Here is a 20,268-nt window from a genome sequence, read left to right as displayed (position 1 = left end):
ACGATCGACGATGAGCTCAAAGGACGATCCTTTCGATCCGGCCGGCAAGACCGTCATCCGCCCCAGCCGCCTCAATCCCGGCCGCAAGCAAAAGACGGTTCTCGCCCGCGATGCGCCGGCGCCCAACCGCACCGTGATCGCCCCTGCCGGCATCCCGGAATCGACGGTTTTCGATCCCAACGCCGGCCGCCCGCCGCCACCGCAGGCCGATGTCACGGGGACAGTGATCTATCAAGGCGCGCCCTTCACCGCAGCGCCCGCCGATCCGTCGTTTCATGGTTCGGCCGCAACGGCAGAGACAACGCCGTGGGATGCGCTGCTCGGCGCCAGCGACAGCGTCGACTATGGCACGGCCAACCCGATCGTTGCTGCCGCGGCACCCTTGCTGATGCTGCTTGGCCACTTGCGGCTGGTGGCCATCGAAAGACAGGCCGAGCCGCTGGCCGAGCATGTCGCCGGCCTGATCGAGGAGTTCGACCGCAAGATCGCCAGGACCGATACTTCGGAAGAGGATGCGCGCATTGCCAGCTATGTGCTTTGCGAAACCGCCGACGATATCATCGCCAATCTGCCCGGCTCCGGCCGGGATGCGTGGTCGCAGCACGCCATGCTGCAGCACTTCTTCCAGGTCAAACCCACCGGCGCCGGTTTCTTCCAGGCGCTGAACACGGTGCTGGCGACACCGGAACCGCACCGCAATCTCATCGAGCTGATGCATGTCTGCCTGTCGCTTGGCTTCGAAGGCCAGTATCGCGGCCAGGCGCGCGAGGGCCTGGAGCGTGTCCGCCGCGACGTCTACGAGACGCTGGCCTATTTCCGCGCCCACGGCGACGACGACATCTCGCTGCGCTGGCAAGGCCTGTCGCTGACGTCGGCGCAAGGCTCCAGGCGGGTTCCGCTCTGGGCCATCGCCGCAGCGACGGCGGCGGTTCTGACCGCAGCCTTTTTCACGCTGCGGGTGCTCATCACCAATGATGGAGAGGCCGTCGCCGGCGAATTGCTGGCGCTCAATCCGGCGACGCCGGTCACCATCGAGCGCACCGGCTTCGTGCCGCTGACCGAGGAGGTGAAAGTCGTCGCAGCGCCAGCCACGATTGCGCAGGTCGACCGCATCCGCGCAGCACTTGGCAAGGAGATCGAAGCCGGCGGCGTCAGTGTCGGCACCAAGGGCGATTTCATCGTCGTGGAGATCAGCAACGCCTTGCTGTTCCAGTCCGGACAAGCAGACGTCAAAGCCGAGTTCGAACCCGTGGCCATCAGCATCGCGGCGGCTCTCAATGCCGAGCGCGGGCCGATCCGGATCGTCGGCCACACCGACAACGTCAAACCGAAGAAGACGAGCGCCTTCAAGTCGAACTTCGACCTCTCCGTCGCCCGGGCGCAATCGGTCGACAAGATGATCGCCGCACATTTCAGCGATCCGTCGCGGACAAAGGTCGAGGGCAAGGGCGAGGACGAGCCGATCGCCGACAACGCAACGCCCGAGGGCCGCGCCAAAAACCGCCGTGTCGATGTGATGATCCCGCGGGAGGAGACGCTGTGACCGGCTGGCTGCTGCGCATCTTCAGCATGCTCGCGCTGGCCGGCTTTGCCGCCGCTGTCTGGTTCGCCGGGCCGTTGATCCGTTTCGCCGGCGCCCGGCCGCTGGACCCCGTCTGGCTGCGCGCCGTGATCATCGGCGTCGTCGTCGGTACGGTGGCGGTCATTTATGCAATCCGGTTCTGGCGCAGGCGCAAGGCGCAAAAGGCGCTGGAGGCCGCCATGGCCAGCGCCGAGGATGACGGCAGCGACGCAAAGCTGCTGGAAACCCGCATGAACGAGGCGGTTGCGACGCTCAGGCAGTCGAGCGGCAAGCGCAACTTCCTCTACGATGTCCCCTGGTACATCGTCATCGGCCCGCCGGGAGCGGGCAAGACCACAGCATTGGTCAATTCCGGGCTGAACTTTCCGCTTGCCGGGTCGGGTCAGGCGCAGCCGGTGGCAGGAGTCGGCGGAACGCGCAATTGCGACTGGTGGTTCACCGACGAGGCGGTGCTGATCGACACGGCCGGGCGCTACACGACGCAGGATTCCAACGCCCGAACCGACAGCAAAAGCTGGCTCGCCTTCCTGTCGCTGCTGAAGCGGCATCGGGCGCGGCAGCCGATCAATGGCGTCATCCTGGCGATCAGCCTCTCCGACCTGATGGCGGACGGCGAGCAGGCCGCCCATGTCGCCGAGATACGCAGCCGATTGCAGGAAATTCACACGGTTCTGAAGGTCCGCTTTCCGGTCTATGTGCTGTTCACCAAGGCGGACCTGGTCTCCGGCTTCATGGAGACTTTCGGCGGATTCGACGAAGCGCGCCGGCGCCAAGTCTGGGGCGCTACCTTCCAGACCGCGGAGCGCGGCCTGAACCTGGTCGGCGAGGCGCCGGCCGAATTCGACGCGCTGGTGAAGCGCCTGAGCGAGGAGATGAGCGAGCGGCTGCAGGCGGAGACCGATCCCGTCGCCCGTATCGCCATTTTCGGCTTCGCCGCGCAGCTCGGCGCGCTGAAGGGTCGGATCGTGCATTTCCTCGACGGCGTATTCGAGCCGACGCGCAAGCAGCTGAACGCGCCCTTGCGCGGCCTCTATTTTTCCTCCGGCACGCAAGAAGGCACACCGATCGACCAGCTGCTCGGCAGCATCGGCCGCAGTTTCGGCAAGAACGCCCAGGCGCATCTTTCCGGCACCGGCAAAAGCTTCTTCCTGCACGATCTGTTGAGCCGCGTGATTTTCGCCGAGTCCGGCTGGGTGTCCTATGACAAGGCAGCCGACAGGCGGGTGACCATCGCCCGCTATGCCGGCCTGGCGGCGATCGCGGCCACAGCGATCGCCGGGCTTGGCGTCCTCGGCCTGAGCTATTCAACAAACAAATCGCTGGTCGCCGCCACCAGCCAGGCGGCCGGCCAATATCGCCAGACAGCAGCCCCGCTGCTCAGCAACACGACGGTGTCGGATGCGGACCTCGAAACCGTCATCGGCGCGCTCGATGCGCTGCGCAGCCTGCCGGCCGGCTATGACGCAAAAGACCAGCCGACGCCGGCCAAGGCGACGTTCGGCCTCAGCCAGCGTGAGCGTATCCTGTCGGCCTCCGAGACCGCCTACCGGCAGGGGCTGGAGCGGATGTTCCGCTCACGCTTGCTGTTCCAGCTCGAACGCACGATCGAGGCCAAAATGGCCGATCCGATGGCGCTGTACGAGCCGTTGAAGATCTACCTGATGCTGGGCGGCAAGGCGCCGAAAGTGGATGACGAGCTGGTCGTCACCTGGCTGAAGCGCGACTGGGAGCAGAACCGCTACCCCGGCGCCCACAATCGCGACGGGCGGGCGCAGCTGGAGAAGCATTTGCGAGCCATGCTGGCGCTCGACGACGACCAGGACCCCACCTTCGAACTCAACCGTTCGCTGGTCGAATCCGCCCAGCGCTCGCTCGGCCGTATGACGCTCGCCGACCGCGCCACCGCGCTCATTCAGTCGGCCACCTATGCGGCGGCGCTGGACGATTTCTCGGTGTCGCAGCAGGCCGGCGCGGAAGCACCGGTGCTGTTCGAGCGCACTGACGCCAACGACCTTGCCGGCCTTCGCGTCCCCGGGCTCTTCACCCATGCCGGTTTCGACTTCTATCTGGCGCAGCTCGCCAGGGTGGCGCAGGCGCTGGTCGACGATCAATGGGTGATCGGCAGCGGCGGCGAGCAAGGCGGCTTCGACCAGGAGTTGCTGAAGCTCGGCCCCGAGCTTCTCGATCGCTACGGCAAGGGTTTTGCGGCGGCGTGGAACGAAGTGCTCGACAGGTTGAAATTCAAGGCGATGGCCGCCGACAAGCCGCAATATCTGGCGCTGTCCGCAGCCGGCTCGCCGAACTCGCCGCTGATGCAGCTGTTCGAGGCGATCGCGCGCGAAACGGCTTTGACGCAAGAGCGCAATCCGGCCGCGCCTCAGGACAGCGACCAGGAAGCCGCGGCGCGCGCCAAGGGCCTCGCCCGCATCGGCATCGAGCTCGCCGCGCGCAAATCGCAAAGCCGGGCCGGGACCGCCTTTGTCAGCACGCAAAGCCAGGATCCGGGCGCCAACATCGAAGCCCAGTTCCGCTCCGTTCAGGCTTTGGTAGCCGGCGCACCCGGCCAGCGCCCGCTCGATGCCCTGACCCAGAATTTCCGCGAAATCTATCAAAGCGTGCGGCTGGCGGCCGATGTCCCCGCGCAGACGGACCAGGCCAACGCCAATCTGCAGCTGCAGATCTCGACGCTGCGCGCCAACGCCTCGCGGCTGCCGAAGGCGCTAGCCAGGATGGTCAGTGCGGCTGCGGATGATTTCGAGGGCACTGTCGCCGAAACGTCAACCACGCATCTCAATGAAATGCTGGAAGAGACGGTCGGCCGCCCCTGCGAAGAGGTGATTGCCGGGCGCTTTCCATTCGCCCCTGCCGGCACCGACGATGTCGCGATGGCCGATTTTGCCAGGCTGTTTTCTCCGGGCGGGGTGCTCGACCGGTTCTTCGCGCAGAACCTGGCGTCGCTGGTCGACATGAGCGGCCAGGACTGGGACTGGAAACAGGACACCAAGTTCGGCCGCAATCTGGCGAAATCGACGCTGAGGAATTTTCAGCTTGCGGCACAGATACGCGCGGCCTTCTTTCCGCTCGGCGGGCCAGCGCCGTCGATCAACATCACCTTCACGCCGCTGTCGCTGCATGGCGACGCCGACATGGCGCTGCTCAATATCGATGGCCAGGTGCTGCAGGCCACCCAGGCCGGCAACACGCCGGGCCTGATTCCGTGGCCGGGCAAGACAGGTTCGGCCAGTCTCAGCCTGACGCCGGAGCTGCCGGGACGCGAGTCCGCAATCAAGTTCGACGGCCCCTGGGCGTTGAAACGATTGCTGGACAAGGGCCAGGTCACCGCCAATGGCGACAGTCTCGAAGCGCATTTCGTCATCGGCGGGCGCGATGTCGCCTACACGATCAAGACCGGGGAGGACGGCAACCCCTTCACGCTGCCGGCGCTTTCCGCCTTCAGCTGTCCAAAGGCCTTCTGATGGGGAATTGCATGGCAGGATCGGCGATTGCGGGGCGGAGCGAGAGCGGCGGCATCATGCCGTCCATCGCCTGCGGCCTAGATTTCGATACGCTAATGGATGGGGCTGTGGCAGACTGGCCAGGCGACAAGGCGTTGCGGAGGGTAGGCAAGTGAGCGGTGCCGCCTTTGAGAGCTACGGCGTCAGCCACAAGGGCTGCGTGCGCGACCACAATGAAGATAGCTACCTGGTCGAGCCGCAGATCGGCCTCTGGGTCGTGGCCGACGGCATGGGCGGGCACGAGGCCGGAGAGGTCGCGTCGGCGAGTATCGTCGAGCATCTGGCGACGATCGGCATCGCCAGCTCGGCGCCGGATCTGCGTGCGCGCTTCGAGGACCGGCTGAACCGGGCGCATGCCGATATCCGCCGGATCGCACGCTCGCGCGGCGTGACCATCGGCTCCACCGTTGCAGCCCTTCTGGCCATGGACGGCAGGTTCGCCTGCCTGTGGTCGGGCGACAGCCGCGTCTATCTCGTTCGCAACGCCGCGATCTCGCAGATTTCGCGCGACCACACCGAGGTTCAGGAACTTCTCGACAGCGGCGTGATCAGCGCGGCCGAGGCGCAGAACTGGCCGCGCCGCAACGTCATCACGCGCGCCATCGGCGTCAACGACGACATCGACATCGACTTCCAGCAAGGAGAGACCCTGGCCGGCGATGTTTTCATCCTCAGCACGGACGGGCTGACCGCGCATGTCAGCGACGCCGAGATCGCAGCAGCGGTGCTCTCGGCCGCGCCACAGGCTGCCTGCGAAAAGCTGCTGTCCATGGTGCTTGAGCGCGGCGGCACCGACAACGTCACCATCGTGCTGGTCAAGATCAGAGACAAAGGCAATGGCCTGTCCCAAGCAGGAGGCCACAACCGATGAGCTCCGACGACAAGACGCGCCTGTTGCCCAATATGGCCGATACCAGCGTCGGCACGCAGCTCAGCGGCATCTACGAGCTCGACGAACGCATCGCCTCGGGTGGCATGGGCGAGGTCTATCGCGGCCACAACATCCAGACCGGCGATCACGTCGCGATCAAGATCGTGCTGCCGGAATTTGCCCGCGACCAGACGATCCTGTCGCTGTTTCGCAAGGAAGCCTCGATCCTCAACCATTTGTCGCATGACGCTGTCGTGCGCTACCACGTCTTCACCATCGACCCCGGTATAGCGCGACCCTATCTGGCGATGGAATTCGTCGACGGCCAGTCGCTGTATGACGTCATGCGCGGCGGCGCGATGGCGACGCAGGATGTGCGCAGGCTGTGCCACCGGCTGGCGTCGGGCCTGAGCGCCGTGCACCAGGCCGGCGCCATCCACCGCGATCTCTCGCCCGACAACATCATCCTGCCGGGCGGCCGGGTCGATCGCGCCAAGATCATCGATTTCGGCATTGCGCGATCGGCGGCGGTCGGCGGCGAGACGCTGATCGGCGGCAAGTTCGCCGGGAAATACAACTATGTCTCTCCCGAGCAGCTCGGGCTCTACGGCGGCGAAGTCAGCGAACAGTCCGATATCTACAGCCTGGGACTGGTGCTGGCAGCGGCGCTGCTTGGCAAGCCGATCGACATGGGCGGCTCGCAATACGAGATCGTCGAAAAGCGGCGGACCGTGCCTGATCTCTCCGGCATCGATGCCGATTTCAGGGACATTGTCGAAGCGATGCTGCAGCCTGACCCGCAGGACCGGCCGGCCAGCATGGCCGAAATCGCCCGGCTGACGCGCGAGGATGACGACGCCACCTTGCCGCCGGCCTCGCTTGCGCCGCGGCCGGGTCTGCCGCGAACCGGGCAGACTACCGGGTCGGGCTCGAAGGTCGAGGGTTCGCAGGCTCAAGAGTTCGGTGCGGCTCCCGCGAGCGGCGCGGCAGAGCCATCCTTCGTGCCGCACGTGCGCCCGGCGCTTCTGACGCAACCGAAGCCGGCAGCTGAAATTCCCAAGCGGGCAAGCACACCGACGAAGCCTGCTACCACAGGCCGAAACCTGACGATCGCGGCGCTGGCAGCGGTGGTCGTGGCATCGCTGGGGGGGCTCTATGCATCGGGCATCGTGGGTTTCGGAGACCGACCTCGCGCCTCCGACACCGGCAAGACACCACCGCTCCAACCGACCAAGCCGATCGTCGCGGACAAGCCGGCTGCGGACACTGCGCCGGCGGAAGAGCCAAAGCCGCAACCGGCAGAGGAAAATCAAGCCAAAGCGCCGGTCGCGCCGCAGCCGGTCGCGTCGAACACTCCGCAGCCAGCCGAACCAACCGAGAAAACGGTCTCATCGCAACCGCCTTCCATCCCGACGCAGCCCGATGTCGCGAAGAAACCCGAGCCTACCAGCCCGCCGGTAGAGACCAAGGCAACCGCACCCGAGCCGGCCACGCAAACACCTGAACCAACGACTGAGGCACCCAAACCCTTAGCGCCGACGCCGGAACCCACCGCTCAAACGCCCAAGGCGCAGGCGCCGGAACCAACCGTGGAGCCCAAGCCAAGCCAGCCCGATATTGCCATGAATGTGCCCAAACCAGAGGTGCCGCCGCCCACGGGTGCGGCCGCGGAGCGGGTCACCTGGGTAAGCGCCTTCAATGGTGGCGACTGTTTCTATGCGACGGTGACAGCGGCCACCGACAAAGGTGTCGCGATTGAAGGTTTCGGCACGTCGGTGCCGCCCTTCGAACAGTTGCTTGGGCAATTCCAGGCCAAGTTCCATGTCGAGCCGGACATCAGCGTCCGCCTTATCCAGCCGACGCAATGCGGGATCACCGACTTCCTGCGGTTCATGGGGGCAAGCACGGCCGACAGACCGCAGCTCGTGCTCGACCAGACATCGGTGCCGGACGGTTCGCCGATCGACGGCACGCTGGTGACGCGTGGCGGGCTGGTGTCCAGCATAATCCTGATCGACCACAGGGGCATTGCCTTCAACCTCGACGACCGGGTTGTCGTACAAGCCGACAAGGCGACTTTCTCGATCCCGATCGCGCTCGGCGCCGCCGACAAGGCGGGCGGCAAGGCGCTGCCGCAGATCATCATGGTGATCACCGGTCCGGACGAGATCAAGGCGGCGGATTTTTCGACGCCGACGCCGGCCTCGGCGCTGTTGCCCAGGATCCTCGACGAGATCGGCGCCAGGAGCTCGGAATTTTCGGCGACCGCCAAATATTTCCGCCTCGGCGGGTAGCACGGACGCCGATGGAACGCCGTCGCCGTGATCCCGTCCTGTTTGCCCGAACGCGCGTGAAGCTTGCCACGATCGCAGGTGCGACGCTCTTGCTGGCGTTTCTGTCCACTGGGCAAGCGCGTGCCGAATTCACCGTCTGCAACCAGACGCTCGACGTCGTCAATCTCGCCGTCGGCCAGAAGGTCGACGACGCCGACCAGACCGATGGCTGGTGGACCATCGGCGCCAATCAATGCGTCAACGTCATCCGTGAGGAGCTGACCAACCGCTACATCTACATCTACGCAACCGATGTCTTCGGCCATGCCATCCTGGCAGGCTCCACCGACATGTGCATCGAGCGGCGGCGGTTCTCGATCCGCGGCATCACTGAGTGCTGGCAACGCGGCCATATCGCCGCGAAGTTTCTCGAAGTCGATACGCTCGAACAGGTGCGCTGGACCTTCTTCCTGACCGGAAGCGCGCCGTGACGCACAGCATCGACACCAGCTTCAAGGCAAAGAAGCAGGCGCGGGCCGCGCTGCGCAGGCGCAGGATCTGGCTCGGGCTGGCGGTAGGTCTAGGGGTCGTCGTCCTTGCCGCGATCGCCACCGGCTTCTACCTCACCGCCGACTACTGGTCGTTTGGCGACGAGGACGAGGAATTGCACGCCGTCGAAGGCTCGGACGACGTGCCGGCCGACGCATCGGTCTATGTGCCGGCCATCATCGATCTGGCGGGCGACCCGATGTGGATCACGCTGGCGCCCGAGGCCGGCGCTGCAACCAAGGGCCGCGCGATGCCGCGCCCGGCGGAGCTCGACCAGGCCGGCATCTCGCCTGAGATCGAAGTCCTGTCCGACGTGATGCTCAGCGCCAGCGAAAAATTCATGACGACGATCCCGTCGACGCAGGAGGATTTCGCCTTTTTCCAGGCGCAGCGAAAGACAGCGGTTGCGCCGACCGAACCCAGCGATCCGCAGAATGACCTGCAGAACGATCTTCAACCCTTGCCCGGCGCGGACGAAGCCCCGGCGGCTCCAGGCCCAGCTCCTGATCCACAGGCCGCTCCGGGCGCCTCGGCGGCAGCCGATGACCCCGAAGCCGGCTGGGGCGAGACCATCGATGAAGGCGAAGCAGCACTGCCCGCCTTTCAGAAGACATCGGTCGAGAACAACACCAGCGTTGCCATCGTCACCTCGGAATACCAGCGCTTCGAGGCGACCGAGGACACGTTCGTGAAAATCCTCAACGATCGCAGCCTGGACAGCGTTGCGCTCGATGCACATTTTTCCGCCGAGGACGCAAAGCTTGCCGGCGAAGCGCTGAAGGCGCTGTTCGACAAGGACGGCCTGCAGCCCGGTTATGTCGTGGCGATGCGCGGCTTCAGGCCGACCCGCGAGACCACGACAATGTCGCTGATGCAGGTCTCGATCTACGCCAAAAATGTCTTTGTCGGCACGCTGACACGCAATGCGGCCGGCGCCTTCGTGTCGGGTGTCGACCCGTGGGTGCGCGAGGACCTGTTCAACTATTCGGGCGCCGAGACCGAAGGCACGCAGAAACGGCAATACCGTCTGCTCGACGCGATCTATTCGACGGCTGCGCGCAACAATGTGCCGAGCGGCATCATCGGCGAAGCCATCATGTATCTGTCGCGCGGACAGGATCTGGACGCCTTTGCCAGCGAGGACCAGCGCCTGGTGCTGATCTATTCGCAAACGCCGCGCGGCAAGAACGAGACCGACGGACGGGTGCTCTATGTCGGCGTGCAGGGCGCACAAAAAAGCCTCGAGTGTTTCGTCTTCCAGCAGAGCGACGGCCAGTTTTCCTGCGTCTCGGGCGACGATCAGGTGCGCTCGCTGACCGTGGCCAACGGCATGGTGACGCCGGTCAGCGGCGTCATGACGTCGACCTTCGGGCCGCGCAAGCATCCGATCCTGGGCGTGGTCCGCATCCACAAGGGCGTCGACTGGGCGGCACCTGTGGGAACGCCGATCTCCGCCGCCTTCGATGGCGAGATCACCTTCCAGGGCGACGGCGGCGGTTACGGCAATGTGGTCAAGATCGCGCATTCCGGCGGCCGCGAGACGCGTTATGCGCATATGTCGAAATTCGCCATTGCCAGCGGTGTCGGCACCAAGGTGAAGGCCGGCGACATCATCGGCTATATCGGCACCACCGGCCTGTCGACAGGGCCGCATCTGCATTTCGAACTCTATCAAAGCGGCGAGGCGATCGATCCGCTGGGCACCGCGACCGCTGCGATCGCCGCGACGTCCAGCGATCCCGCCGTCGAAACACTGACCGACCGCATCGTCCATGTCGAATCGGGCGGCAGCGCGCGGGCCAAGAACCCGCTGTCTTCGGCAACCGGCGCCGGCCAGTTCATCTCCAAGACGTGGATCCGGATGATGAACACCTATCGTCCCGAACTGGCGCGCTCGCTGTCGACCGCCGACCTTTTGGCGCTACGCTACGACGCCACCATCTCGCGCGAGATGGTGCGCAATCTGGCAAGGGAGGGCGAGGCCTATCTCAAGGCGCGCGGCCACCAGATCACCGCCGGTCGGCTCTATCTCTGCCACTTCCTCGGGATGGAAGGCGCCCATCAGGTGCTGGCGTCGCCGGGATCGGCGCAGTTGAGCGCGGTGCTCGGCTCGGCCGTCATCCAGGCCAACCCATTTCTTACCGGCAAGACCGCCAGCTACGTCGTCGACTGGGCGGAACGGAAAATGGGCCGCAAACTGCCGACGCCTGCGACGACCGATGCAGGCCAGACAACAACGACGGAAGTCCGCCAGACATCGCCGGAGTTCGAAAAATACAAGCAGGCCATCACGGCCCTGGTCGGTTCGCTTCAGAACAGCCTTGAGCCGGGTTAACCAGTTTCAGTGCCCAGCCACCCCGGTTTTCGCCAGGCCGATTGGTTTTGAGGCCAGCGAATGGTATATTAGCGGATATTTGGACAAAGTTTTTTGGGTCCGTCGTGAACCAAAACTGTGGTTGGGATCACATACACCCAACAGCCATTTTGGCAGAAGCGACTGTGTCGCAGGTGAAATTTAGCATGCGCAGACATCAATAACGCGCCCCATTGGGGCGGAGGGCCGATCCCATGAAAGCGTTTGCCGTCCTTTTGAGCGGATTTTTTCTGTTGATGCTGACCGCGCTTGGCACCGCCCAGGCTGCAGCGCCGGATGCCGGCGCACCAAGCGCCAAACGCGTCGCGCTGGTCATCGGCAACAGCAAATACGTCCATGCCGTCGAGTTGCCCAACCCGGCCAATGATGCGCGCCTGATCGCATCGACGCTGCGCAATGCCGGCTTCGAGGTGATCGAGGGCGTCGACCAGGACAACGCCGGCATGCACAGCCTGATCAGCAAATTCACCGAGCAGTCCTACGATGCCGACCTCGCCGTCATTTTCTATGCCGGCCACGGCATGCAGGTCGACGGCAAGAACTTTTTGATCCCGGTCGACGCCGAGTTGACGTCGCCGGCCTATCTCAAGACCCGCACCGTCCAGATCGACGAATTCATGGCGGCACTGCCGTCCGACCCGGCGGTCGGCGTGATCATCCTCGATGCCTGCCGCGACAATCCGCTGGCACGGACGTTGGCTGCCTCGCTGCCGAAGACGCGCTCGCTGGGCTCCGGCCTGGCGCCGATCGAAGCAAAATCGGAAGGTGTCGGCACAGGTGGCATCCTGATTGCCTATGCGACGGATCCGGGCGCTATCGCCTTCGACGGCAACGGTGTCAACAGCCCCTACTCCACCGCACTCGCCAGGCACCTGACCGAACCTGGGATTGAGATCCAGAGCGCGCTGACCCGGGTGCGCGGCGAAGTGACCGAGACCACCCAAGGCCGCCAGCGGCCCTGGCACAACGCATCGCTGGGGCGCGAGGTCTTCATTGGAAAGCCCGTCGTGGCGGCGGCGCCCGCAGCAAAGCCAGCCACCGACGCAGCCGGCGCGGCGGCCGTAGCAGCTCCCGCCCTGGTCGTTGGTGAGCCTCCGTCCTGGGAGGTCGAACAGCGGCTGTGGGACGAGGCCTCGAAGCGCAACACCGCGCCGTTCTACGAAGCTTATCTCGAGCAGTTCCCGAATGGCCGCTTCGCCACGGTGGCGCGGCTGAACATCGACGCGCTGAAGGATCCGAAAGCCCAGGAGCGGCAGGTCGCGGCGGTTGATGCGGATGAGGCGAACTCCGGCTCTGCCGTGCGCACCTCGGTCGGCATTTCGGACGACATGAAGAAGGTGCTCGGCACCGAGGCGACCGAGAACGCCATCGGTCTCGACCGCCAGGGCCGTATCGACCTGCAATTGCGTATCGAAGCGCTGGGCAATGAGCTCGGCCGCGTCGACGGCAACATCGGCGCCAAGACCCGGCAAGCGATCGGCGACTGGCAAGAGGAGAACGGGCTGCCGCCGACCACTTTCCTGACGCGTGAGCAACTGGCTTTCCTGGAGATCCAGACCGATCCGATGATGGAGGCCGTGCGCGCCAAGCATCAGGCCGACCAGGCTGGCGTGGACAAGCCGAAGAAGCAGGTGCAGAAGGCCCGCACGCTGAAGCCGGTGGCGGAGAAACCGCGCAAGAAGCAGTATGCCCAGAAGCCGCGCGGACAACAGCAGCTCGTGCAGAAAAGGCGCAACCGCGAGGTCGTGCGCGAGGACGAACCGCCGCCGCAGGACAACAATGATTTCCTGACCAAGGCGCTGATCTTCGGCACCGGCGTGGCGGTCGGCGGCGTGCTCAAGAACTGATCGATTACATCAAACAGCAAAAACGCCGCGTGTCCGTTGGACGCGCGGCGTTTTGTTAATCACGGTCGAAAGACGCAGCCCGCTAAGCTACTGCGCCTTGATCCGCATCTCGACCCGGCGGTTGACGGGACTGTAGGGGTCGGGGTTGCGCGGATCGGCCTCGCCCCGCCCGACCGCGGTGATGCGCGTGGACTCGATGCCGTTGGATTCCAGGAAAGCCGTCACCGATTGCGCTCTGCGCTGCGACAGGCCCTCATTGTAGTTCGCTGAACCGGACGCGTCGGTATAGCCTTCGACGACGAAGGACAGCTTGCTCAGCCGATCGTCCTTCAGCGCCTTGGCGAACTCGTCGAGTTCGCTGCGCGCCTTGGCATCGAGCTCGGACGAATCCAGGCTGAAATTGATCAGCATATCGAGGCCGGTCTTCTCCGACGACTTATCTTTCTGGTCGGTCTTGCTCTTGCACTCATCCTCGGTGCCGACGCAGATTCCGCGCGCCGCGCCGTGGTCGATCGCGCCGGAAAAAAACTTCACAATGTCTTCCGATTTCTGAAGTGGGTCGGCGTAGGCGTGCGTCGAAAAAAGCACGGTTGCCAACGCTAAGACTGAAATGCCCCGCTGCATAACGGTTACTCCTGCTCTGACTCATTGTTTCGACACAATTCCGGGCGGAAAGCCGCTTCTTCCTTGAATTGCTCTGAGCTTCCGATGTCACCAAAGCCCGATCCGTCGGACCAAGACGGCCAGGCTCCATGTTCCGTTTGACCCTGAATCTCTCTCCGAAAGCCGGCTTCGCCTTTTTTCGGAGTCGTGGGTCTGATTGTGGAATATACCAAAGCGTGGCGCGTTTGTCTGTGAACAACGTCATGGACATGTGGCGGTCGACAGGCTTGACCCGCGCCTCGCAGGCGCGTTGAGTGAGAGCTGCCCTGGGGGAGGACAATGGCAGCGATGGTCAACGGGCTTCGATTCCAGACCGCACGCGATCTCTTCGCCGCGAACGCTGCTGTTGCCCGGGACATGACGGCCGTTCCCACCGATCAGCCCTCGCTCGAGTTCTGCCGCCGGCTGATGGCCGGGCGCATTCCCGAGGAAGCGATCACCTTTTGCGCCTACCTGCTTCCCGACCGGGCAGCGATCTGGTGGGGCCATGAGTGCCTGGGCCATCTGACCGAGCTGCTCGAGGAGCAGGATCTCGAAACGCTGGCGCTGATCCAGGACTGGGTCGGCGAACCCGGCAATGCAAGCCGCCGGGCGGCTATCGCAGAGGCGGCGATGGCGCGGCAGCAGACTCCTGCCGGCTGGATCGCGCTGGCGGTGCAACGGCATGTCAATGGCGCGGCCGATCAGGCCAACGCGTCGAGGCTGCGACCGCTGCCCGCTGCCCATGCCGTCAACGCCGGCATTCTGGCCGGACTGGCGCGGGTTGCGGTGACGGATCGCTTCTCGGTGCTCACCGCCTTTGTCGAAATGGGCATCCATCTGGCCGAAACCGAAGCGCTGCGCAGAGCCTGATTGCTCTGACTTGCAGCGGTTTCATTTGCAGCCGTTTTGCGCCCATCTGCCGAGCGCCACCTTGAAGCGTGTGCCGAGTGGATGTTGCAGGCGCAGCACCGAGACGTCATTGGTGACGTAGGTCTTGGCCTGGTCGCACAGCCGCTCCTCTGTCCATTGATGACAGTTGCTGCATTGATTGTCCCAGACCGACTTTTGCAGGCCTTCGACCGGACTGAAGTGCGGCTTTCCCTGGATCAGCTGGGCGATGCTCTTGCCGTCGATCGCCGGGTCGCCAAAGTTGACCGGAACATCGAAAAGGACGGGCGCGTCCGAGCCCAGCTTCGGAATTTCCTCACGCAGCTTTTCCAGCGCCTGCTCGCCAGCGTCGGTGCCCGGCGGGTTGATGGCGGCGCCGGTGCGCGTCTGCGAATCGCCTTCGGGCGCAGCCGCGTTGGAATCGCCGACGATCAGCGGCGCATTGAGATCGACCTTGTGAAGCACGACGTCGGTGGTCAGCGAGACGTTGATCCAGGGCCGCTGGCGGCCGGCGGTGGCCTTGAACACATCGGACGTAACCCGGTTCATCGCTTCGGTGATCGAGACATTGGCCTCGCCGATATGAGAAAGCAGCGCTGCCGAAAACGGCGAGTGTTCGCCCGACCCGTCATAGGCCAGCTGGTTGGGACTGGCGGCGAAGGCGACCAGCGTGCCGGCGCCGCCATTCTCGATCGGAATTTCGGCAAGGCCGCTGCTTGCGGCGCTGTCGCCGCCGGTCTCCTTGGCCAGCACATCGGCGAGCGGGTTGTCGCGGCAGGCGTCGAGGAACACCAGCCTGATGCTGGTCTCGCGCGACATCTGCCGCAGGATGAAATCCACCTGCACGGCTTCGAAGTCGAGCGAGGTCTCGTCCTCCAGCGCAGCATCGACAGGCAGCAGGTAGTTCCTGCCGGAGACCTGCAACCCGTGACCGGCATAGAAGAACAGCGCGACATCGGCGCCGCGCACCTGTTTGGCGAATTGCGCGATCTTTTCCTGCGTCTGCGCCTTGGTGAGGTCGAGGCCGGAGACGATTTCGAAGCCAAGGCCCTTCAGGCGATCGGACATTGCCTGCGCGTCGTTCACCGGATTGGGCAGCACGGGCGCATTCTGGTAGTGGGAATTGCCAAGCACCAAAGCGATGCGGCGTTCGGCACTGGCCGCGCTCACGCTCAACACTAGCGCCAGCACGGCCAGGCCGATGCCGCGCATGAACTTGCCGCAACTTGCAATCATATCCAAATGCACCGGGTTCCTTTTCGGTTAGCGGGCCGGATCAGTTGGCGAGCGGCGTGGCGGAGAACTCGATCCGCCGGTTCAACGCCTTGTTCTGCGGCGTATCGTTCGGCGCCACCGGCTTTTCCTCGCCATAGCCGGAAGCCGTGATCTGCGCCGATGGAATGCCAGCCGCGATGATCGCATCGGCGACCGCCCTGGCGCGCCGTTCCGACAGGGTTTTGTTGGCCGCCGGCGAGCCGTCGGAATCGGTATGGCCCGACACCTCGACCTTCAGTTTCGGACATTTGCCGACGACGCCAACCACCTCGGCCAGCAACGGGCGGCTCTTCTCATCGAGGCGGGCGCTGGCCGGGCGAAAATAGATGGCGCCCGTGCGCGACAGCACCTCGAACCTGTTCAGGCATTCATCGTCACTGAAGGACGTCTTGCCGGCATCAGTGGCGACTGGCCCGGCATCGGCCGGGGCTGCGGCCGCAACGGCAGGCGCCGCCGCCGGCTTCGCGCCATCGGCGGTGAAGACGAAGTCGAAAGACACCGAAGCCGTCGGCACGATGCTGCTGACATTGGCCGCCTGCTGGAGTTTTTCGATGTTGGGCAGCAGGCCAAAATCCTCGACATGCACAGCGACCGGCGCCTCCGAGGCGATCGACACCATGCTGTCGGTGATCATGGTGACCACGACATTGGCCTGAAGGTCCTTGTCGACACCGTGCAGTCTGAGGCGGAACGGGATCTGCGCGTTCATGCGCCGCTTGGTGGCGAGATCGGCGAAGGCGGCGGGATCGACTTTCGCCGTCACTTCCGCCGTCGGAAACTTGAAAGTCTCGAAGAACAGGAAGCGCATGCGCACGTTGCGAAGATCGATGCCGGTGTCGACCGAGTTGAGGTCGAACGTGACCTTTGCGGCGCCATCAGCCGTCAGCGTGCCGGAGAGGTTCCGGATCTTGTTGGTTTCGACGATGGTGTTCTTCTTTACCGATTGATAGGTGAGCGTCGAATTCGCCGGATCGAGCGTCCAGTTCGGCTTCGCATTCGCCACTTCCGGCGCAAGCAGCAACAGGCCGAACAACGCAACCACCACGGCCGGCAGGCGCCAGCGCTTGGAAATCGACATTTCATGCCGAACGAATTCGACGGCCCCGAACATGCACGCCCCCGCGATAACATATTTCAGTTGCGATCACGGCGGTCGCACGCCGTACCTTGGCAAGCATAGAGCATCTGATTGGGGTTAGCGAGTAGCTCCGCCGGTCTGCTCGGGAGAAGACCGGTCAAAAATCTGTCATCACCGGCGGCTGAACAGCGTCAAAATCCAGAGGCACCTTGCGCATCCACGAGCGTTTCGACGGCGCCTGTCGAACGCGCAGAAAATGCCATTCATAGCCTTGAATATATTATAATATTAGCAACTTCTTGACAACCGACCGAAGCTCTGATTTCCTGACATATTAAACAAAGTTCGTTGCGTTTTTTACGGACGGTGTTCGCATGTCGACCCTGGTTGTAGCGGACCCGCGGGGGGTCTATCTCGCCGGTCTCGAGTGGGTTTTGCGTAAGGCGGGACATAGCGTTGTCGCAGAATGCCACCACACGATTGAGGTTCTCCCCTTGGTGGAGCGCCACCGGCCTGATCTTGTCATCATTGGGTTGGATGTTGCGGACCGGCAGGCAGCCGGTCTTTCCGCAAGGCTGAGAGCCACCAGCAGCCCTCTGGGCATCATCTATATCCTGCAGCCAAACGGCGGATTCGACTTCAACGAAATCCCGGAACTCGATGCCGACGGCCTGCTGATGGACGGCATCAGCCACGGTTACCTTGTCGAATGCGTCAATGCGGTGGCAGCCGGCCGAAAGTGGGTCGACGACCACATCCTCCAGCATATGCTGACGCCGAGACCGCTGCCTCAGCCCGAGCCAAAACTTACCGGACGCGAGACGGAAGTCGCCGGCCTTGTTTCACGCGGCCTGCGCAACAAGATCATCGCGCAGCGGCTGCATGTGTCCGAAGGCACGGTGAAGATGCATCTGCATCACGTCTACGAGAAGCTGCGTCTCGGCAGCAGGGCGGAACTCGCCTGGGCGACTTTTGGCGAACGTCCGGACCATCCGAGACCAAGTCACAAAAGCGGGCTTTGATCCCTCCCTTCGGCCAGTTGGCACTGCGTCGACAGGATACCGGCAACACGCCGGAAACCCCGCGACATATCGATCGATCCACCAAACCGACACGCTTGCCTGCGAGCGCCTGTCGCGGCTCGATCTGTCGAAGGATGTATATCGTTCGATCAGGTAGGGGCATTCACCATAACACTATCGAACCGCGAATGGACGCGTACTCAGCGTCGGCGGCACAATGGAGGATAAAACGCCGCAATTCTGCGCGCCAGCGGATGCACTCGGGGTAGAGGCATGCGCCATCAGAGGGGGGTGAATCCTCTTTCTTGATGCGTTCAAAAAGGGGAGAATCTCCATGGCACTCGACATCACAACTCAAGACGTCGTCGTCGACGAAACCACCGGTCTTCAGGACAATGATGTCAACGCGTCCGTCCCGCCACACAGCACCAACACCACGCTGCAATATCTCCTGGGCCTCGACGCCGTGGGCGGACTGGCCTCGCCGGAGGTCGCCTTCAAGACCAACTTCGTGGTGGCATCAGCGAGCGCGGGGGAAACCATCAGCTCGGTCGTTCTCACGCAGAACGCCTCCGGAACCCCGTTTTCCACCACCGTCGGCGTGAACAGCGGCATCAAGACGGTCGATGGCAATTATGTCTGGCTGTTCCAAGACCCAACGCATGCAAACGTCGTGATCGGCGTCATCGGCACCTCCGATGCAGCCGCCGCGCCCGCCGCGAACGGGCCGCTCGCCTTCTCGATTGGGCTGGTCAGCACCAGCACCACCAATGCGGATCTCTACACGGTGGAATATGTGCCGCTGCAGCATCCGGACGCGAACAACGCGGACGACCGCATCGACCTGACCAACAAGGTGTTTGCCTCGGTCTCGGGGACCACCACGGTCAGTTTCTCGGGGCAGAACGCGGCTCCCGGCAATCATGACTTCTACCTGATCAATTCGCCCAATGACGCTTCCAAGCAGCTTCTGGTAATCGGTTTGAACGGCGGCACCGCCAACGTCAGCACACAGGGCTTCGGCGTCAACAACCAAAGCATCAATCCGAACGAAACGCTGCAGGTCGATTTTGTGACCGGCGGCAACCTGGCCGCGGGCACAGCCTCGCAAATCCAGTACGGCAGCCATGTCGAGACCATCACGCAAGCCGGGTTCACGATCAACCAGATCACGCCGTCCAATCCGGACAAGCGGGTGGACGTCCAAATCAGCGCCTTCAACAATACCGGCAACGAGCAAGGCACGGACTTCTTCGACGGCACCGCGACCAACGCCGTGAACATCACCAGCCTCAAGTTGACGGGTACATCGGGATTTGCGTCCACAATCGTCGCCAATGGCACCTATGCCACGGGGAGCGGCAACGTCATCGTCAGCGGGCTCGGCACCGGCGTCGTCACCATCACCGGGCTCGATAACATCACCACCGTGGATATCACCACCAGCGGCCCGATGGATCGGATGACGGTCAAGGGGGTCGATGCAAACGAAGGGTGCGACATCACCGAGTTCCATTTCACGACGACGACCCCCAACGCCTACAGCGAAGAGGTCGGCTCCTTCATCAACTTTGACGATGACGGGCCATCGATCTCGACGACCGGCACGGAGCCGACGCTGACCGTCGACGAGTCGGTGCTCGCCACCGACGATACCAAGAGCTTCGCCGCCAACTTCAGCTCGGCTTTCGGCGCCGACGGCGCCGGAACGCTGACCTATGCGCTCGGCATAACCGCAGGTGCGACCGGTCTTGTCGACACCGCGACGAATGAGGCGGTCGTGCTGTCGGTCAACGGCAGCGGCGTGGTTGAAGGCCGCACCGCCACCACCAGCGCCCTGGTGTTCACGGTCTCCGTCGATGCCTCGGGCAACGTCACCCTCAACCAGATCCGGGCGGTGGTCCACCCGAACGCCAACGACGCGGACGAAAGCAAGACGCTCGCCAACGACAATCTTGTCCGGCTCACCGCGACCATCACCGACAAGGACGGCGACCACCAGGCGGCCACGCTCAACATCGGCCAGAATCTCAACTTTAGGGATGATGGTCCGAGCATCTCCACGACCGGTGTGGAGCCAACGCTGACCGTCGACGAGTCGGTGCTCGCCACCAACGACACACAGAGCGTCGCCGCAAACTTCAGCTCGGCCTTCGGCGCCGACGGCGCCGGCACGCTGACCTATGCGCTCGGCATAACGGCGGGCGCGACCGGCCTCGTCGACACCGCGACCAATGAGGCGGTTGTCCTCTCGCTCACTGGCGGCGTCGTTGAAGGCCGCACCGCCACCACCAACCTCCTCGTGTTCACCGTCTCCGTCAGCGCTGGGGGCAGCGTCACCCTCGATCA

Annotated in this window: 13 protein-coding genes; 10 read left to right on the top strand and 3 right to left on the bottom strand. The window is 63.9% G+C overall.

Going from position 1 to position 20,268, the window contains the following annotated elements:
• Nucleotides 1-10 precede the first annotated feature (10 nt).
• The 7 genes from tssL to AC1DYJ_RS30285 all read left to right on the top strand — a co-directional run bounded on the left by tssL (nucleotide 11) and on the right by AC1DYJ_RS30285 (nucleotide 13,011).
• Nucleotides 11-1,543: a type VI secretion system protein TssL, long form gene (tssL, locus tag AC1DYJ_RS30315; protein WP_477288675.1), complete on the top strand. Its 1,533-nt coding sequence runs from the start codon at nucleotides 11-13 to the stop codon at nucleotides 1,541-1,543.
• Entirely contained in the window at nucleotides 1,540-5,058 is a 3,519-nt protein-coding gene (gene tssM, locus AC1DYJ_RS30310; protein ID WP_477288673.1) for a type VI secretion system membrane subunit TssM, read from the top strand. Before tssL ends, tssM begins: the two co-directional genes overlap by 4 nt.
• Nucleotides 5,059-5,209: 151 nt before the next feature.
• Nucleotides 5,210-5,968, top strand: a complete 759-nt coding sequence (locus AC1DYJ_RS30305; protein ID WP_477288671.1) for a PP2C family protein-serine/threonine phosphatase — start codon at nucleotides 5,210-5,212, stop codon at nucleotides 5,966-5,968.
• Nucleotides 5,965-8,262, top strand: coding sequence for a serine/threonine-protein kinase (locus tag AC1DYJ_RS30300; RefSeq protein WP_477288669.1), 2,298 nt, complete (start codon nucleotides 5,965-5,967; stop codon nucleotides 8,260-8,262). Before AC1DYJ_RS30305 ends, AC1DYJ_RS30300 begins: the two co-directional genes overlap by 4 nt.
• A gap of 11 nt (nucleotides 8,263-8,273) precedes the next feature.
• Nucleotides 8,274-8,732 carry a DUF1036 domain-containing protein gene (locus tag AC1DYJ_RS30295; RefSeq protein ID WP_477288667.1) on the top strand — a complete coding sequence of 153 codons (459 nt, stop codon included), beginning with the start codon at nucleotides 8,274-8,276 and terminating at the stop codon, nucleotides 8,730-8,732.
• Nucleotides 8,729-11,125: a M23 family metallopeptidase gene (locus AC1DYJ_RS30290; protein WP_477288665.1), complete on the top strand. Its 2,397-nt coding sequence runs from the start codon at nucleotides 8,729-8,731 to the stop codon at nucleotides 11,123-11,125. The genes AC1DYJ_RS30295 and AC1DYJ_RS30290 overlap by 4 nt, the downstream gene beginning before the upstream one ends.
• 233 nt (nucleotides 11,126-11,358) lie before the next feature.
• On the top strand, nucleotides 11,359-13,011 hold the full coding sequence (locus tag AC1DYJ_RS30285) for a caspase family protein (RefSeq protein WP_477288663.1): 1,653 nt from the start codon (nucleotides 11,359-11,361) through the stop codon (nucleotides 13,009-13,011).
• A gap of 87 nt (nucleotides 13,012-13,098) precedes the next feature.
• On the opposite strand, the gene AC1DYJ_RS30280 is transcribed toward AC1DYJ_RS30285, so the two are convergent.
• On the bottom strand, nucleotides 13,099-13,635 hold the full coding sequence (locus AC1DYJ_RS30280; protein WP_477288661.1) for an OmpA family protein: 537 nt from the start codon (nucleotides 13,633-13,635) through the stop codon (nucleotides 13,099-13,101).
• A gap of 318 nt (nucleotides 13,636-13,953) precedes the next feature.
• On the opposite strand from AC1DYJ_RS30280, the gene AC1DYJ_RS30275 reads away from it, so the two are divergent.
• Nucleotides 13,954-14,526 (top strand): DUF6931 family protein, encoded by a 573-nt coding sequence (locus tag AC1DYJ_RS30275; protein WP_477288659.1) that lies wholly within the window; start codon nucleotides 13,954-13,956, stop codon nucleotides 14,524-14,526.
• 21 nt (nucleotides 14,527-14,547) lie between these two features.
• On the opposite strand, the gene AC1DYJ_RS30270 is transcribed toward AC1DYJ_RS30275, so the two are convergent.
• Nucleotides 14,548-15,780, bottom strand: coding sequence for a caspase family protein (locus AC1DYJ_RS30270; protein ID WP_477288756.1), 1,233 nt, complete (start codon nucleotides 15,778-15,780; stop codon nucleotides 14,548-14,550).
• A gap of 40 nt (nucleotides 15,781-15,820) precedes the next feature.
• On the bottom strand, nucleotides 15,821-16,930 hold the full coding sequence (locus AC1DYJ_RS30265; protein ID WP_477288657.1) for an OmpA family protein: 1,110 nt from the start codon (nucleotides 16,928-16,930) through the stop codon (nucleotides 15,821-15,823).
• A 464-nt stretch (nucleotides 16,931-17,394) separates the two neighbouring features.
• Between AC1DYJ_RS30265 and AC1DYJ_RS30260 the strand changes: the two genes are divergently transcribed.
• Both AC1DYJ_RS30260 and AC1DYJ_RS30255 read left to right on the top strand, forming a co-directional pair.
• Nucleotides 17,395-17,919 (top strand): response regulator transcription factor, encoded by a 525-nt coding sequence (locus AC1DYJ_RS30260; protein ID WP_477288754.1) that lies wholly within the window; start codon nucleotides 17,395-17,397, stop codon nucleotides 17,917-17,919.
• Between the two features lie 334 nt (nucleotides 17,920-18,253).
• Nucleotides 18,254-20,268, top strand: a 2,015-nt coding sequence (locus tag AC1DYJ_RS30255; protein WP_477426355.1) for a DUF5801 repeats-in-toxin domain-containing protein, incomplete at its 3' end; no start/stop codon positions are given.

The organism is Mesorhizobium sp. P2_B11 (genome assembly GCF_056404855.1).
This window is presented reverse-complemented; position numbering and strand designations above follow the sequence as displayed.

What these genes read in the sequence shown, in the direction of transcription:
- tssL (WP_477288675.1), top strand. Translation starts at nt 11, where the DNA reads ATGAGCTCAAAGGACGATCCTTTCGATCCGGCCGGCAAGACCGTCATC.
- AC1DYJ_RS30300 (WP_477288669.1), top strand. Translation starts at nt 5,965, where the DNA reads ATGAGCTCCGACGACAAGACGCGCCTGTTGCCCAATATGGCCGATACC.
- AC1DYJ_RS30295 (WP_477288667.1), top strand. Translation starts at nt 8,274, where the DNA reads ATGGAACGCCGTCGCCGTGATCCCGTCCTGTTTGCCCGAACGCGCGTG.
- AC1DYJ_RS30285 (WP_477288663.1), top strand. Translation starts at nt 11,359, where the DNA reads ATGAAAGCGTTTGCCGTCCTTTTGAGCGGATTTTTTCTGTTGATGCTG.
- AC1DYJ_RS30280 (WP_477288661.1), bottom strand. Translation starts at nt 13,635, where the DNA reads ATGCAGCGGGGCATTTCAGTCTTAGCGTTGGCAACCGTGCTTTTTTCG.
- AC1DYJ_RS30275 (WP_477288659.1), top strand. Translation starts at nt 13,954, where the DNA reads ATGGCAGCGATGGTCAACGGGCTTCGATTCCAGACCGCACGCGATCTC.
- AC1DYJ_RS30270 (WP_477288756.1), bottom strand. Translation starts at nt 15,780, where the DNA reads ATGATTGCAAGTTGCGGCAAGTTCATGCGCGGCATCGGCCTGGCCGTG.
- AC1DYJ_RS30265 (WP_477288657.1), bottom strand. Translation starts at nt 16,930, where the DNA reads ATGTTCGGGGCCGTCGAATTCGTTCGGCATGAAATGTCGATTTCCAAG.